This window comes from Candidatus Pelagibacter sp. (assembly GCF_052046145.1).
Lineage (GTDB): Bacteria > Pseudomonadota > Alphaproteobacteria > Pelagibacterales > Pelagibacteraceae > Pelagibacter.
The window spans coordinates 880,040-894,638 of record NZ_JBNGZR010000001.1 but is presented as its reverse complement, the minus strand read 5'-3'; the positions used below and the strand labels follow the sequence as shown (position 1 = coordinate 894,638).

The 14,599-nt window shown below is 30.2% G+C and carries 14 protein-coding genes and 1 riboswitch; of the genes, 12 read left to right on the top strand and 2 right to left on the bottom strand.

Annotation, left to right across the window (positions count from 1 at the left end):
- The first annotated feature begins 19 nt into the window (after positions 1–19).
- The 10 genes from ACTT88_RS04830 (at position 20) to ACTT88_RS04785 (ending at position 10,795) form a co-directional block, all read left to right on the top strand.
- Positions 20–697: an allophanate hydrolase subunit 1 gene (locus ACTT88_RS04830; protein WP_440908187.1), complete on the top strand. Its 678-nt coding sequence runs from the start codon at positions 20–22 to the stop codon at positions 695–697.
- Positions 687–1,631 carry a biotin-dependent carboxyltransferase family protein gene (locus tag ACTT88_RS04825; protein ID WP_440908186.1) on the top strand — a complete coding sequence of 315 codons (945 nt, stop codon included), beginning with the start codon at positions 687–689 and terminating at the stop codon, positions 1,629–1,631. Before ACTT88_RS04830 ends, ACTT88_RS04825 begins: the two co-directional genes overlap by 11 nt.
- Positions 1,631–2,503 carry a DMT family transporter gene (locus ACTT88_RS04820; RefSeq protein WP_440908185.1) on the top strand — a complete coding sequence of 291 codons (873 nt, stop codon included), beginning with the start codon at positions 1,631–1,633 and terminating at the stop codon, positions 2,501–2,503. The genes ACTT88_RS04825 and ACTT88_RS04820 overlap by 1 nt, the downstream gene beginning before the upstream one ends.
- A gap of 30 nt (positions 2,504–2,533) precedes the next feature.
- Positions 2,534–2,619: riboswitch (glycine riboswitch) on the top strand.
- A 77-nt stretch (positions 2,620–2,696) separates the two neighbouring features.
- Entirely contained in the window at positions 2,697–3,800 is a 1,104-nt protein-coding gene (gene gcvT / locus ACTT88_RS04815) for a glycine cleavage system aminomethyltransferase GcvT (protein ID WP_440908184.1), read from the top strand.
- Positions 3,800–4,180, top strand: coding sequence for a glycine cleavage system protein GcvH (gcvH, locus tag ACTT88_RS04810; RefSeq protein ID WP_440908183.1), 381 nt, complete (start codon positions 3,800–3,802; stop codon positions 4,178–4,180). Before gcvT ends, gcvH begins: the two co-directional genes overlap by 1 nt.
- A complete protein-coding gene (gene gcvP, locus ACTT88_RS04805; protein WP_440908182.1) occupies positions 4,180–7,050 on the top strand; it encodes an aminomethyl-transferring glycine dehydrogenase in 2,871 nt (956 codons plus the stop codon). The genes gcvH and gcvP overlap by 1 nt, the downstream gene beginning before the upstream one ends.
- 6 nt (positions 7,051–7,056) lie before the next feature.
- Entirely contained in the window at positions 7,057–8,295 is a 1,239-nt protein-coding gene (locus tag ACTT88_RS04800) for an NAD(P)/FAD-dependent oxidoreductase (RefSeq protein WP_440908181.1), read from the top strand.
- Positions 8,288–9,052 carry a DUF1365 domain-containing protein gene (locus ACTT88_RS04795; protein WP_440908180.1) on the top strand — a complete coding sequence of 255 codons (765 nt, stop codon included), beginning with the start codon at positions 8,288–8,290 and terminating at the stop codon, positions 9,050–9,052. The genes ACTT88_RS04800 and ACTT88_RS04795 overlap by 8 nt, the downstream gene beginning before the upstream one ends.
- Entirely contained in the window at positions 9,052–10,230 is a 1,179-nt protein-coding gene (locus ACTT88_RS04790; protein ID WP_440908179.1) for a class I SAM-dependent methyltransferase, read from the top strand. Before ACTT88_RS04795 ends, ACTT88_RS04790 begins: the two co-directional genes overlap by 1 nt.
- Positions 10,231–10,234: 4 nt before the next feature.
- Positions 10,235–10,795 (top strand): DUF3833 domain-containing protein, encoded by a 561-nt coding sequence (locus tag ACTT88_RS04785; protein WP_440908178.1) that lies wholly within the window; start codon positions 10,235–10,237, stop codon positions 10,793–10,795.
- On the opposite strand, the gene ACTT88_RS04780 is transcribed toward ACTT88_RS04785, so the two are convergent.
- The gene (locus ACTT88_RS04780; RefSeq protein ID WP_440908177.1) at positions 10,796–11,554 is read right to left on the bottom strand and encodes an SDR family NAD(P)-dependent oxidoreductase; all 759 of its coding nucleotides are present in this window, start codon (positions 11,552–11,554) and stop codon (positions 10,796–10,798) included.
- A 23-nt stretch (positions 11,555–11,577) separates the two neighbouring features.
- Between ACTT88_RS04780 and ACTT88_RS04775 the strand changes: the two genes are divergently transcribed.
- Together ACTT88_RS04775 and ACTT88_RS04770 are read left to right on the top strand one after the other, a co-directional pair.
- Positions 11,578–12,045, top strand: coding sequence for a TspO/MBR family protein (locus ACTT88_RS04775; RefSeq protein WP_440908176.1), 468 nt, complete (start codon positions 11,578–11,580; stop codon positions 12,043–12,045).
- A 2-nt stretch (positions 12,046–12,047) separates the two neighbouring features.
- Positions 12,048–13,151 carry an NAD(P)/FAD-dependent oxidoreductase gene (locus tag ACTT88_RS04770; protein ID WP_440908175.1) on the top strand — a complete coding sequence of 368 codons (1,104 nt, stop codon included), beginning with the start codon at positions 12,048–12,050 and terminating at the stop codon, positions 13,149–13,151.
- Positions 13,152–13,153: 2 nt separating this feature from the next.
- Here the strand turns inward: ACTT88_RS04770 and ACTT88_RS04765 are convergent, their stop codons facing one another.
- Positions 13,154–14,599: a protein adenylyltransferase SelO gene (locus ACTT88_RS04765; protein WP_440908174.1), complete on the bottom strand. Its 1,446-nt coding sequence runs from the start codon at positions 14,597–14,599 to the stop codon at positions 13,154–13,156.

The window sequence follows — 14,599 nt, the reverse complement described above, 5'->3', positions numbered from 1 at the left end:
ATGTTAAGTATAACATGACATGATAAAAAATATATCAAATCTTGGTGACGCAGCTTTGTACTGTGATTTTGGTAATGAAGTAAATAAATCAATTAATTCAGAAGTTATAAAATATTTTAAAACTATTAAAGAAAAAAAATTTGAAGGGATAAATAATTTAACACCTTCTTATAATAAATTAATTATTTCTTATGATCTAAAAAAAACAAACTTTAAAGAAGTTAAAAATTATGTTGAAAATATTGATGCTAAAGAATCACAAGATATAGATTCTAAAAAATTAGAAATACCTGTTTGTTGTCATGAAAATTTCTCATTAGATATTAAAAGATTAGAAGAAATTTTAAAATTGAGTAGAGAAAAAATTTTAGAGAATTTTTTAAATAAGGAATATTTCTGTTACATGACAGGTTTTATTGCTGGTATGCCTTTTCTTGGTGATTTAGATGAGAATATGCGAGCGCAACGTTTAGAAACTCCAAGAGTAAAAGTTCCCAAGGGTTCTGTTGCTTTAACCGAGCAATTTGCGAATATTTATACATTTGAAAGTCCAGGTGGATGGAATATTTTAGGAAACACACCTTTGGATGTTTTTGATAGTTCAAAGGAGGATAAACCAAATCTAATTAACCCAGGAGATACAGTAATTTTCAAAGAAATTACTTTAGATCAGTATAAAAATTTTAATGAGCAATAATTATTTAGATATAATCAGACCTGGAATTAATACTACCTTTCAAGACAAAGGCAGAGATCATCTATATCATATAGGCATACCATTTAGTGGTGCTATGGACAATAGGAATTATCTTATAGCTAATAAACTTGTTAATAATAAATTAGACACAGCAGTTATAGAGTTTGCATATCAAGGTCCTCATTTAAAGTATTCAGGAGAAAAAATTAATTTTGTTGTTACCGGAGATGTAATTTTTTCAATAAAAAAAAAAGATAATGAAATAGAGGGCAATTGCTATCAAAGCTATCAAATTGAAAATGGAGATGAAATCAATATCATTTCTACAAATAAATCAGTTTATGGATATTTAGCATTAGGTGGAGAACTAGATTTAAAATTTCAATGGAATAGTTGTTCTATAAATACGAAAGCAAATATTGGATCCAATGATGGAAAAACATTAGATGTAGGTCAGAGAATTAATCTTAAAAAAATAAATTCAAATAAAGATATAAAAAAAATTAATTACATAAATACCAAAATAGAAAATATTAGGGTAATGAGAGGGACGAATTTTGATTATTTTTCAGAGCAAGGAAAACAAATATTTTATGAAAAAGAATTTATTGTGTCAAAACTTTCAGACAGAATGGGCATGAGGCTTGAAGGTCCTAAAATAGAGAATATCGTTAATACCAATATTAAATCAGAGGGATTAATCAAAGGTGTTATTCAGGTACCAGCTGACGGTAATCCAATAATAATGCTTTCAGATCATGGAACTGTTGGTGGCTATCCAAAAATTGGTGTTGTGGCTAGTGTTGATTATGATCGATTAGTACAAATGGCTCCAGGATCAAAAATAAAATTTAAAGAGATTAATTTATCTGATGCAGAGACTTTATTTAAGTTATATGAAATGGAAACTCAAAATTTACTATCACAAATTTAATGAATTTTTTATCAAAAATACCTGGACATTTTTTAGTTTTTTTAGGAGCTTGTGCACTAAGTTTTGGAGGTTTAATTGTTAAGTCTTTCGATGGATCCACACTTTGGCAAATATTATTTTGGAGATCACTTTTCTTTATTGGAGTAATTACGATTTTTTTAATTTTTACTTACAAAGGAAAAATTTTCAGTGCACTTTATAAATCTGGAATTCCAGGTTTATTTGGAGGTATAATTTTATCTATTGGATTTGCTAGCTATGTATTTGCTATGTACGAAACAACAGTAGCTAATGCAAACTTTATAATTCAAACTCAAGCTTTGTTTTTAGCAATTTTTGGTTACGTATTTTTAAAAGAAAAAATTTCAAAAATTACATTAACTTGCATTATTACAGCAGTAGCTGGTATTATATTAATGTTAGGAAGTTCACTAACACCAGGTCAAATGACTGGAAACTTAGTTGCATTTATTATGCCGATATCATTTGCAATCTTAATTTTAATTGTCAGAAAATATCCAAAAGTCGACATGATACCTTTACAACTGGTTGCTGGAATTTTTGCAACACTAATAGGTTTGTTCATGTCACCAAGTATTTTTGTTTCAACAAATGATATTTTTTTAGGTTTTCTTGCAGGATTTTTTCAAGTTGGACTTGGTTTCATACTTATAACAATTGGAGCAAGATCAACTCCTTCAGCATTTGTTGGAATCATTATGTTAACTGAAGCTGTTCTAGGACCTTTATGGGCATGGATGTTTGCAAACGAAAACCCACCACTTACAGTGCTTTTTGGTGGAGCGGTAGTTATAACAGCAGTGGTTATACAGTTTTTATCTCCATTACTTGTCAAAAAGGTAGCAAAATAAATTTCACATAAACATTTTAAATATGCTATAAATTTATATACGGGAGAGACTACTTTTGTAGCGCCGAAGGAGCAACCACCCCGGAAACTCTCAGGCAAAAGGACCGTACATATTAACTCTGGAAAGAGAATTATTCTCGCCGAAGGAGCAAATCTCTCAGGCACCAAGACAGAGGGGGCACAGAAGAGTTAATATGGAAATAAAAAAAACATCGCTAAATAAACTTCATCAAAGTAACAACGCTAAGTTTGTTGAATTCGCTGGTTACGAAATGCCCATTCAGTATAGCAAAGGTATTATTGAAGAACATAAATTCACAAGATCGAATTCTGGAATATTTGATGTATCTCATATGGGTCAATTATTTATATACGGTGATGAAAGTTTAACAGAAGAATTAGAAAAGATTTTTCCATTAGATTTAAAAAATCTAAAACAAAACTGCTCTAAGTATAGTTTTTTAATGAATGAAGATGCTGGAATTTATGATGATTTAATTATCACAAAAATAGAGAAGGGATATTTAATCATCTTAAATGCTGCATGCAAAGATAAAGATTATGATATTTTATCCAATTTACTAGGTTCAAAATTTAAAATGAATTTAGATAACAATAGATCTTTAATAGCAATTCAAGGACCTAAATCTGTTGAAATTTTAAACTCAATTATAAATGGGGTTGATCAACTAAATTTCATGACAGGAAATTGGTTTGATTCTGATAATCAAAAATTATTTGTCACAAGATCAGGTTATACAGGGGAAGATGGATTTGAAATTTCAATTTCTAACGATAAAGCTGAAACATTTGTTGAAAATTTAATAGAAAAGGGAGCACAACTTATAGGACTTGGGGCAAGAGATACCTTGAGATTAGAAGCTGGATTATGTTTATATGGTCACGAATTAGATATTAATAAAACACCAGTTGAGGCAAACCTTAGATGGGCAATCTCAAAATCTAGATTATCAAATGGGGGTTTTATTGGATCGAAAAAAATTATGAACCAAATGCAAGATGGAGCAAGCCAAATAAGAGTAGGGATTAAGCCTGTGGGGAGACTGATTGCAAGAGAAAAAACTAAAATATTTAATGATACAGATAAACAAATTGGTGAAATAACTAGTGGAACGTTTGGACCAAGTGTAAACGGTCCTATAGCGATGGGTTATGTTGATAAAGAGTTTTCAAAGGTTGATACAAAAATTTTGCTTGAGGTAAGAGGAAAAAAACATCCAGCAAATATTTGCGCATTACCATTTTATAAGAAAAATTATGTGAAAGGAGTAAATTAATGAGTGAAGTAAAATTTTCTAAAGAACATGAGTGGATTACTTTGGAAGGAGATGTAGCCACAATAGGAATTACAAAACATGCAACAGAAATGCTTGGAGACATAGTTTTTGCAGAACTTCCTGAAAAAGGATCTAATGTTGAAAAAGATGGTACTGCGGGTGTGGTAGAGTCTACAAAAGCTGCTAGTGATGTTTATACTCCAGTTAGTGGTGAAGTGGTAGATACTAATCAGTCTATAGTAGATGATCCTGCCAAAATCAATGAGGACCCTGAAGGTGGTGCATGGTTTTTTAAATTGAAAATTAAAGACACATCTGAGCTAGATAATTTAATGAACAAAGAAGAATACGATAAATTTGCAAAGGAGACATCAAGCTAATGCTACATAATTCACAAAAAGATTTTATTAGAAGACACATAGGTCCATCTGAAAAGGACCAAGAAAAAATGCTTAAAGATCTTAACTTTAAGTCATTAGATGAGTTTATTAATAGTACCATACCAGAAAAGATTCAGTTTAAAGGTGAATTAAATATCGGTGAACCAAATTCAGAATATGAAGCTTTAAGAAAATTAAAAGCAATTTCAAAAAAAAACCAAATTTACTCAAATTTTATAGGCATGGGTTATTATGGAACCTACACACCATATGTAATTTTAAGAAATATATTAGAAAATCCTGGATGGTACACATCATACACACCTTATCAGCCTGAAGTAGCACAAGGTAGATTAGAGATGCTATTAAACTTTCAACAAATGATTGTTGATTTTACAGGAATGGATATAGCAAACGCGTCTTTACTTGATGAAGGAACAGCAGCTGCCGAAGCTATGGGTTTAAGTCATAGACTTAATAAAAGTGATAGTAATTTAGTTTTTGTTTCAGAGAACTGCCACCCACAAACAATTGACGTTATTCAAACTAGAGCAGAGCCAATGGGTCTTAAAGTACTTGTTGGAAACGAGGATAAAGTTCTAGAGCAGTTAAAAGAAGATATTGTTTGCGGAGTTTTACAATATCCAGGAACTTTAGGTGATATTAAAGATCCTAGTGAGGCCATAAGTAAAATTCATAAAAAAAATGGAAAAGCAATTTTAGTTTGTGATCTCCTTGCACTATCTATGCTAAAAACACCAAGAGAGCTTGGAGCAGATATTGCAGTCGGAAGTTCCCAAAGATTTGGTATTCCAATGGGTTATGGAGGACCTCATGCAGCCTTTTTTGCAACAAAAGATGAATACAAACGATCTATGCCAGGTAGAATTGTTGGGGTTTCAGTGGACAGGCATGGAAACCAGGCCTATAGATTGTCATTACAAACTAGAGAGCAACATATTAGAAGAGATAAAGCTACAAGTAATATTTGTACTGCTCAAGCCTTACTAGCGATTGTTTCAGCAGCATATGCCATTTATCACGGCCCTGATGGAATTAAAAGTATTTCTGAAAGAGTATCTCAACTAGCAAAAAATTTTGCAGACAAAATAAAACAATCTGGATATGAATTATACTCAGATTATTTTTTTGATACTGTAACTATTATAACCAAAGAAAAGACAGATCAGATTTTCAAAAATGCTTTAGACCAAAAAGTTAATATTAGAAAAGTAAATTCAGAGATGCTGGCTGTTTCCTTCGACGAAAGAAAAAATGTTTATAGAGTAAACCAACTACTAAAAATATTTAATGCTGCAGAGTCAATTAAAAAAGAGGATCCAACTGTTAGTTTACCAAATATACCAAAAAATTTATTAAGAACTTCAAAATATTTAGAACATCCTGTTTTTAATTCATATCATTCAGAGACAGAAATGCTTAGATATCTTAAAAAGTTAGAGGATAAGGATATAGCTCTTAATAGAACAATGATTGCTCTAGGTTCATGTACTATGAAATTAAATGCTACTGCAGAAATGATACCTATTTCGTGGAGAGAATTGGCTGAGCCCCACCCATTCGTACCTGTCGAACAGATGGAGGGATATAGAGAAATGTTCACAGATCTTAAAAATTGGTTAAGATCTATTACTGGTTTTTCTGGTGTTTCACTTCAGCCAAATGCGGGAGCCCAAGGTGAGTATGCTGGCTTAATGGTAATAAGAAAGTATCATTTAGATAGAGGGGATGAAAATAGAAATATATGTTTAATTCCAAGCTCAGCACATGGAACTAATCCAGCAAGTGCACAGATGGTTGGAATGAAAGTTGTCGTTGTTGATTGTGACAAAGAAGGAAATGTTGATTTTGAGGATTTAAAGAAAAAAGCAGAATTGCATTCAGACAATCTTGGTGCATTAATGGTAACTTACCCATCAACCCATGGCGTATTTGAGGAAAAAATTAAAGATATATGTGAAGTAATTCATGAACATGGTGGTCAAGTTTATATGGATGGAGCAAACCTAAACGCACTTGTTGGAGTTGCAAAACCAGGAAATTTTGGTCCTGATGTTTGTCATATAAATTTGCATAAAACATTTTGTATTCCACATGGTGGAGGAGGACCTGGAATGGGACCTATCGCATGTAAAAGACATTTACAAGTTTATCTGCCTAATCATCCAGTCGTAAAAGATTGTGGACCTGCAAGTGGAATAGGTGCCGTTTCAGCAGCTCCTTGGGGAAGCTCAAGTATTTTATCAATTTCTTGGATGTACATTAAGATGATGGGATCCGAAGGTGTAAAACTTGCAACACAAATTGCAATCCTAAATGCAAATTACATAGCAAATAGATTAAAAGACCATTACCCAATTCTTTATAAAGGTTCAAATGGTAATGTTGCTCATGAGTGTATTATTGATATTAGATCAATTAAAAGCGAAACAGGTATTTCAGAAGAAGATATAGCTAAAAGATTAATTGATTATGGATTTCATGCGCCAACAATGTCATGGCCAGTTGCTGGAACAATGATGATTGAACCAACAGAGAGTGAGAGTTTATCTGAACTGGATAGATTTTGTGACACATTGATTAGCATTAAAGAGGAAATAGATATGGTTAAGTCAAGTAAGTTTGACAAAGTAGATAACCCTATTAAAAATGCACCTCACACCGATATTGAATTAGCTTCAGATGAATGGAATCATAAATATTCAAGAGAGCAAGCTGCATATCCTGCAAAATTCTTAAAAGCAAATAAATTTTGGCCTCCGGTTGCAAGAGTTGATAACGTGTATGGAGATAAAAATATTTTTTGTACTTGTCCAAGTATGGATGAGTTTAAAGAAGATGCAGCATAATAATTAATGAAAATTGCTGTCGTTGGGTCAGGTATTTCTGGACTAAGTGCTGCTTATTATTTATCTAAAAATCATCATGTAGATCTTTTCGAAAGAGAAGACCATTTTGGTGGACATTCTCATACAATAGATTTGTTTTTTGATGAAAAAAAAATATCAGTTGATATTGGCTTTATTGTTTTTAATTTTCAAACTTATCCAAATTTAATTAATTTTTTTAAGGAAAATGATATTCAAATTGAAAAAAGCAACATGTCTTTTTCAGTTTCAGTAGATAATACGAAATTTGAATATTGTGGAAAAGGATTGAGTGGGATTTTCTGCAATAAATCAAATCTATTTAACATTGATTTCTTAAAAATGTTTTTTGATATAATTAAATTTTATAAAAAAAGTGATCAAGCAATCATATCCAATGACAAAATTACCTTAGGTGAATATTTAAAAATTAATAAATTATCCAAAACATTTGTTGATTATCATATAATACCAATGGTATCTGCAATTTGGTCTATGCCCCCTTATGAAGCAAGCAAAATGCCAATTAGTTTTTTTCTTAGATTTTTTCAAAATCATGGTTTGTTTAAATTGAAAAATAGACCACAGTGGTACACAGTAACCAATAGAAGCAGAACCTATGTTAGTAAAATAATTTCACAATTAAGTGGGGAACATTATAAAAATTATAAAGTTACAAAAATAAAAAGAAAAATGTCAGGACTAGATTTATATTACGGTGGAGAAAGTGAATTTTTTGATTACGACAAGGTTATTTTGGCAACACATGCTGATGAAGCCTTAGAGATAATAGAAAATCCAACTGAGGATGAGAGAAATATTCTTTCGAATTTTAGCTACAAAGAAAATATAGCTTACATACATACAGATCAGCGTGCCATGCCAAAAAATAAAAAAGCTTGGTCTTCTTGGAATTCATCAATAGATGACAAGAATTTAGAGAAAAATTCAATAACTTACTGGTTAAATTTATTGCAAAATTTAAAGTGTGATGAAAATATTTTCTTAACACTAAATCCTTACTTCAATATTGATGAGAAAAAAATATTGAAAAAAGTAAAATTTACACATCCATATTACGATCAAAAAGCATTAGATGCTCAATCAGAGCTTATTAAAATACAAAATCAAAAAGATTTACTTTTTTGTGGCAGTTATTTTGGTTACGGATTTCATGAAGATGGAATAAAATCATCTCTTGAAATGCTGAAAAACCTTAATGATTAGTTCTTGTATATATAATGGAAACGTAATCCATAAGAGATTTAAACCAAAAGAACATTTTTTTAAATATAAAGTATTTTCACTTTTCATTGATCTATCAGAGTTAAATGAGCTTAATAATAAATTAAAATTTTTTTCATTAAATAAATTTAATCTTATTAGTTTTTACGAAAAAGATCATGGTGACCGTGATGGGTCATCTCTTTTTGAGTGGGTAAAAAAAAATTTAATTAATAACGAAATCAGTACAGACAACATAAAAGTTAAACTTTTATGCTATCCAAGAATATTTGGTTATGTTTTTAATCCACTAAGTATTTTTTTTGTTTACGATAATAATGAAAATTTAATTTCTATATTATATGAGGTTAAAAATACATTTGGTGAGCAACACACATATGTTTTTAAAGTTGAGGGACAAAATAAATTAATTCAAAATAATTGCTCAAAAAAATTTCATGTTTCACCATTCATTGAAATGGATTGTAATTATTTTTTTAGAATATTAAATCCAGACCAGAAGTTGTCAGTTGTAATTGATCAATATGATCAAGAAGGAAAAATTCTTTTTGCATCTCAAGATGGTGAAAGATCTGCTTTGACAAGTAAAAACTTAATGAATTCTTATCTTAAACACCCTTTAATGACATTTAAAATTATCTCTGCGATACATTTTGAAGCGTTTAAATTGTGGTTTAAAGGAATTAAATTAATTAAGAAAAAATTTAAAATTAAAAATAATATAACAGTAGAAAATTAATGTTTTTAAATAACACTGCAGATAAATTAGTTTTTAAATTTCTTAATAAAATAAATTATGGTTATCTAGAGCTTACTACACATGACGGAAAAGTTTTAAAGTTTGGAAATCCAAATGAAAAATTGCATGCAAATATTTCAATCAAAAAACCAGATTTTAATTATAATTTAATTAGAGGTGGTAGTATTGGATTTGCTGAGAGCTACATGAGAGGTGAATTTGAAACTAGTAACTTATCAAATTTAATCGAATTAACTGCAAGAAATATAGAAGTAATACATAAATTCTCAGGCCTTCTTGATTTTCCAATAATTAATTTTGTAAAAAATAAAATTATTAAAAATACAAAAAGTAGAAGTAAGGAAAATATTGCTAGACATTATGATCTAGGTAATGATTTTTTTTCTCTTTGGTTAGACGACACACTTACATACTCTAGCGCTATTTTTGATGATAAATCAAAAAATCTATCTGATGCTCAAAATAACAAATATCAAAAATTAATTGATCTAATTAAACCAAATAATGGTGACAAAATTTTAGAAATAGGATGTGGTTGGGGAGGTTTTGCCGAGTATCTAGGTAAAAAATACGATGTTAAACTAGACTGTATTACAATATCAAAAAAACAATTTGAATACGCAAAAGAAAGAATTTTTAATTGTGGTTTAAACGAAAAAGTAAATATTGAAATAAAAGATTACAGAGATCTTAAAGACAAATACAATTCAATTGCTTCTATAGAGATGATTGAGGCAGTTGGTCAAAATTATTTAGAGGGTTATTTTAAAACTATTAAAAATAACTTATCTGATGGTGGCAAAGCAGCTATTCAAGCAATTACTATCGATGATAGGTTATTTGATAGATATAAAAACAAACAAGATTTTATTCAAAAATATATTTTTCCAGGTGGTTTTTTGCCAAATAAAAATAGCATTAATCGATACGTTTCTGACAACGGTTTAACTGTTAATTCATATATTTCTTACGCTGATCATTATGCAAATACATTGGCTATATGGAGAAATGAGTTTTTAAAAAAATGGGATTTAATAAAAAATCAAGGTTTTGACTCAACATTTAAAAGAATGTGGGAGTTTTACCTTTCTTATTGTGAAGCAGGATTTAAGTCAAAAAATATAGATCTAATTCAGTTTTCAATGCAAAATAAATAAAATAATGGAGATATTTATGCGACATATAAAAATTATTAAGCCAATTTCGTTGATAATTTTATTATTCTTAATTACAAGTTGCTCGAATAATAGCGCTATGAAACCAGAAGATTTTAAAAATAAAGAACCGAGATTAATCATTGAAGAATATTTATCTGGAAATGTTAAGGCTTGGGGTGTTTTACAAAATAGATCAGGAAAAGTTACAAGACAATTTTCTGCAGACTTAAATGGAACTTGGGATGGAAATCAGCTAATTCTTAAAGAAAAATTTAATTGGGATGATGGTGAAGTTCAAGACCGAGAATGGAAAATAAATAAAATTGATGAAAACAATTATGAAGGGACAGCAGGTGATGTTGTTGGTAAAGCGAAAGGTTATTCTTATGGACCTGCATTTAAATTTGAATATGTTTTATTAGTTCCAGTCAAAGGTAAAGAGATAAAAATCACTTTTGATGATTGGATTTTTAAACAAGATGATAGAGTTGCAATAAATAGAGCAACTATGACAAAGTTTGGTTTTAAAGTAGCAGAATTAACAGTTGTATTTGTAAAAGATTAACTATTTTTTTTGATATTTTGTGAGTTTCCCAACTAATCCAAAATAAATTTTACTTGGTAAAAAACTAAGCAGCTTTAAGGTTATTGTAAGTGATTTTGGAAAATGTATTTCAAATGTATTTTTGTTTACTAAACCTTCAAAAATTTGATCTGCTGCATACTCGGGTGTTTTTAAAAAAGGCATTTTAAAATCATTTTTATCTGTCATTGGAGTTTTAATAAAACCAGGAGACACTAAACAAACACGTACATTGTGTCTTTTAAAATCAAAGTACAAACTTTCAGCTAAGTTATTTAATGCCGACTTTGATGGTCCATATCCAGTTGAATTAGGTAATCCTCTATATCCCGCAATTGATGACACAATAGTTATTATTCCTTTTTTTTTATCTCTAAAGTACTGTTCAACAGCTTTAATACAATTAACTGTTCCAAAAAAATTTACCTTAAATACGTCTTCCATTTGCTCGACATCTATTTCTTTCTCTTTTTTTGGATCCCATGTTCCTGTTGAAAAAAAACAAATATCTATATTTTCAAATTTGTTTTTAATTTCATTAAATACTTCTTTACACTTTTCTTTGTCGGTCACATCTAAAGGAAAACCTGAAATATTTTCATAAGAATTTGAAAGCTCATTCAATAATTCAGCTCGTCTTGCAGATATAGCAACGTTCCATCCCATGGCTGCAAACTTAATTGCTAAAGCTTTACCAATGCCAGTACTTCCTCCAGTAATCCAAATAGTTTTTTTACTCATTTTTTGTTATGTATATATTTAATATGCTTAAAAACAAATTTTTAACATTTCTGTTGTTTCTTGCTATTACATTCTCTGCCTCATTCATTGGAGGTTTGTCTACAATTACATTTAAAGAACCTTGGTACTCACTTTTAAATAAACCAACTTTTAATCCTCCAGATTGGATATTTGGTCCTGTCTGGACATCTCTTTATTTGATGATGACTTTCTCTATATGGCTTTATTGGCATACTAAAAATAGAGATATGAATACTGTTTATATTTACTTCATTCATTTAATTTTCAATACAACTTGGAGTGTAGTTTTTTTTGTTTTTCACAATATGGACTTGGCTTTATTAGTTTTAATCATTCTAATAGCATTGATAATTAACTTAATTTTAAGGTTTAAACGCGTCAAGATGTTGAGCGCCTACTTAATGATTCCATATTTACTTTGGTGTAGCTTTGCACTAATTCTGAATACAAGCTTAATTATGTTAAATTAGATATGGATGATGTTGTAGTAATTGGTGGTGGAATAATAGGGGCAGCAACTGCTTATTTTTTATCCAAAGAAGGTAGAAAAGTAAAAGTCATTGAAAGAGATCCTACTTATAAAACAGCTTCATTCCCATTATCTCTAGGAGGTTTTAGAAGACAATTTTTCCAAAAAGAAAATATTTTATTAGGAAAATTTGCAAGAGAATTTATTTTTCAAATACCAGAATTATTAAAAACAGAAAAAAATCCTAATCCAACAGCTAGTATGGTAACCAATGGATATCTTTTAATGTTTGGCCCTGAACATGCTGAAGAGCAATATAGAGCATTGGAAAACCATAAAGATTGTGATGCAGGAACAAAAAATATTAAAGGCTCAGAATTATCAAAAGTTTTTCCTTATGTTAATAGTGAGGGAATTGAAACAGCAACCTATACAGATAACCAAAGCGAAGGATGGATTGATCCATTTATGTTTCATAGCGCTCTTAAAAGTAAAGCTATAGAGCTTGGAGCAGAATTTATTAAGGGTGAAGTAAAAAGTATTTCTGAAATAAATGCCAAAACAATTGTTTCTGCGGCTGGTTGTTGGACGAAAGAATTGTTAGAGGATATTCCAGTTGTTCCTCAAAAGCATACCGTGTTTAGAGTAAAATGCCCAACATATATAAAAGAGATGCCACTAAGTGGAGATTTAACAACGGGTGTTTATTGGAGACCAGAAGGAGGAGAATATTTAGCAGGCTCACCTATTTCTGTATTCGACGCAGAAGATTTAGAACCAGCCTGGAATGACTTTGAAGAATTAGTCTGGCCAGCTCTAGCTAAACGAATACCTGCTTTTGAGGAATTAAAGTTAACTGGTGGATGGGCAGGTTACTATGACTGTAATAGATTGGATAATAATGCAGTAGTTGGTAAACATCCAAAATATGAGAATGTATACATGGCATCTGGGTTTACTGGACGAGGCTTAATGCAGGCACCAGGTATCGGTAGGGCCTTAACTGAATTAATCACAACAGGATCATACCAAACAATTGATATAAGTGATTTTGCAGTTGAAAGAGTTTTGGGTAAATCAGCTAGGCCAGAGCCTTACGTTTTATAATTTCAAGTTCCACAAAAAGTTTGATATTTTTCATTGTTTGATGGAGCAGGCGTTTGATATTCCTGAATATTATTTTGATTGTCGTAAGGATTTTTTAAAATAGCTAATAATTTTTTCATTTTATCTAAACTTCCTTTGTCTGCTTCAGCTAAGGCTTCCTCTACTTTATGATTTCTAGGAATAACAGTTGGATTATTTTTTTCCATAAGTTTGATTTGTTTTTCCTTAGTTGAATTATTTAACTCAGATCTTTTTTTCCATTCATTTTTCCAATTGACAAATTCAACATTTTTGTAAACTTCATCAGAATTAATACCCATTAAATGACAAAAAGTATTTGTGTAATCTGCTTTATTTTTTTCCATCCAATTAAACAAATCATTAATTAATTTTTTATCATTTTTTTCCTCACCAAATAGACCAAGCTTATCTCTGATCATATTTAACCACTTATCTTCATAAATATTTTGAAAATTATCTATTAAATCTGTAGCTAATTTTATTGCAGTATCTTCATCTTTATCAATTAGAGGGATCAAACATTCAGCAAATCTTGCTAAATTCCACTTTGTAATTGGCGGTTGATTAGAAAAGGCATATCTTCCAAACTTATCGATTGAGCTAAAGACAGTTTTTGGATCATAATGGTCCATAAATGCACAAGGACCGTAATCAATAGTTTCACCTGAAATTGCCATATTATCAGTATTCATAACCCCATGAATAAATCCAACTCGCATCCAATTGATTACAAGCTGACATTGCTTTTCCATAACAAGATTTAACAAATCTAATGCTTTTGAATTTGATGTTTTAATTTCTGGATAATGTCTGTTTATAGTGTAGTCGACTAAAGTATTTAAATTTTCAATGTTTTGAGTTGCAGCAATATATTGAAATGTTCCGACTCGAAGATGACTTGATGCAACTCTTGTTAATATAGCACCCTGTAAAAGATTTTCTCTTACAACTTTTTCTCCTGTTTTTACTACAGCAAGGCTTCTAGTAGTCGGAATATTTAATGAATGTATCGCTTCACTGATAATATATTCTCTTAGCATAGGTCCTAGTGCTGCTCTTCCATCACCCCCTCTAGAAAAAGAAGTTCTTCCTGAACCTTTAAACTGAATATCAAAACGATTGTCATTATTAACTAAATGCTCACCCAATAAAACTGCTCTACCATCTCCTAACATAGTAAAGTGTCCGAATTGATGACCTGCATATGCTTGTGCAATGGTATTAGTTTCTTCCGGTATAGAGTTTCCAGAAAATATTTCTGCTAATTTTTTTTTGTCAGTTTTTGAAAAATCTAAATTTAAAGTAGATGCTAGTTCCTTATTTAAAATTACTAATTCAGGATCATGAACAGGAGTTGGTTTAATATTTTCTTTAAAAGTATTTGATAACTTTGAATACGTATTATCAAAATGCCAACCAATGGTCAT

Bases quoted from the DNA above. Each gene is read 5' to 3' on its own strand.
- ACTT88_RS04830 (WP_440908187.1), top strand. From the start codon at position 20: ATGATAAAAAATATATCAAATCTTGGTGACGCAGCTTTGTACTGTGAT.
- ACTT88_RS04825 (WP_440908186.1), top strand. From the start codon at position 687: ATGAGCAATAATTATTTAGATATAATCAGACCTGGAATTAATACTACC.
- ACTT88_RS04820 (WP_440908185.1), top strand. From the start codon at position 1,631: ATGAATTTTTTATCAAAAATACCTGGACATTTTTTAGTTTTTTTAGGA.
- gcvT (WP_440908184.1), top strand. From the start codon at position 2,697: ATGGAAATAAAAAAAACATCGCTAAATAAACTTCATCAAAGTAACAAC.
- gcvH (WP_440908183.1), top strand. From the start codon at position 3,800: ATGAGTGAAGTAAAATTTTCTAAAGAACATGAGTGGATTACTTTGGAA.
- gcvP (WP_440908182.1), top strand. From the start codon at position 4,180: ATGCTACATAATTCACAAAAAGATTTTATTAGAAGACACATAGGTCCA.
- ACTT88_RS04800 (WP_440908181.1), top strand. From the start codon at position 7,057: ATGAAAATTGCTGTCGTTGGGTCAGGTATTTCTGGACTAAGTGCTGCT.
- ACTT88_RS04795 (WP_440908180.1), top strand. From the start codon at position 8,288: ATGATTAGTTCTTGTATATATAATGGAAACGTAATCCATAAGAGATTT.
- ACTT88_RS04790 (WP_440908179.1), top strand. From the start codon at position 9,052: ATGTTTTTAAATAACACTGCAGATAAATTAGTTTTTAAATTTCTTAAT.
- ACTT88_RS04785 (WP_440908178.1), top strand. From the start codon at position 10,235: ATGGAGATATTTATGCGACATATAAAAATTATTAAGCCAATTTCGTTG.
- ACTT88_RS04780 (WP_440908177.1), bottom strand. From the start codon at position 11,554: ATGAGTAAAAAAACTATTTGGATTACTGGAGGAAGTACTGGCATTGGT.
- ACTT88_RS04775 (WP_440908176.1), top strand. From the start codon at position 11,578: ATGCTTAAAAACAAATTTTTAACATTTCTGTTGTTTCTTGCTATTACA.
- ACTT88_RS04770 (WP_440908175.1), top strand. From the start codon at position 12,048: ATGGATGATGTTGTAGTAATTGGTGGTGGAATAATAGGGGCAGCAACT.
- ACTT88_RS04765 (WP_440908174.1), bottom strand. From the start codon at position 14,599: ATGACCATTGGTTGGCATTTTGATAATACGTATTCAAAGTTATCAAAT.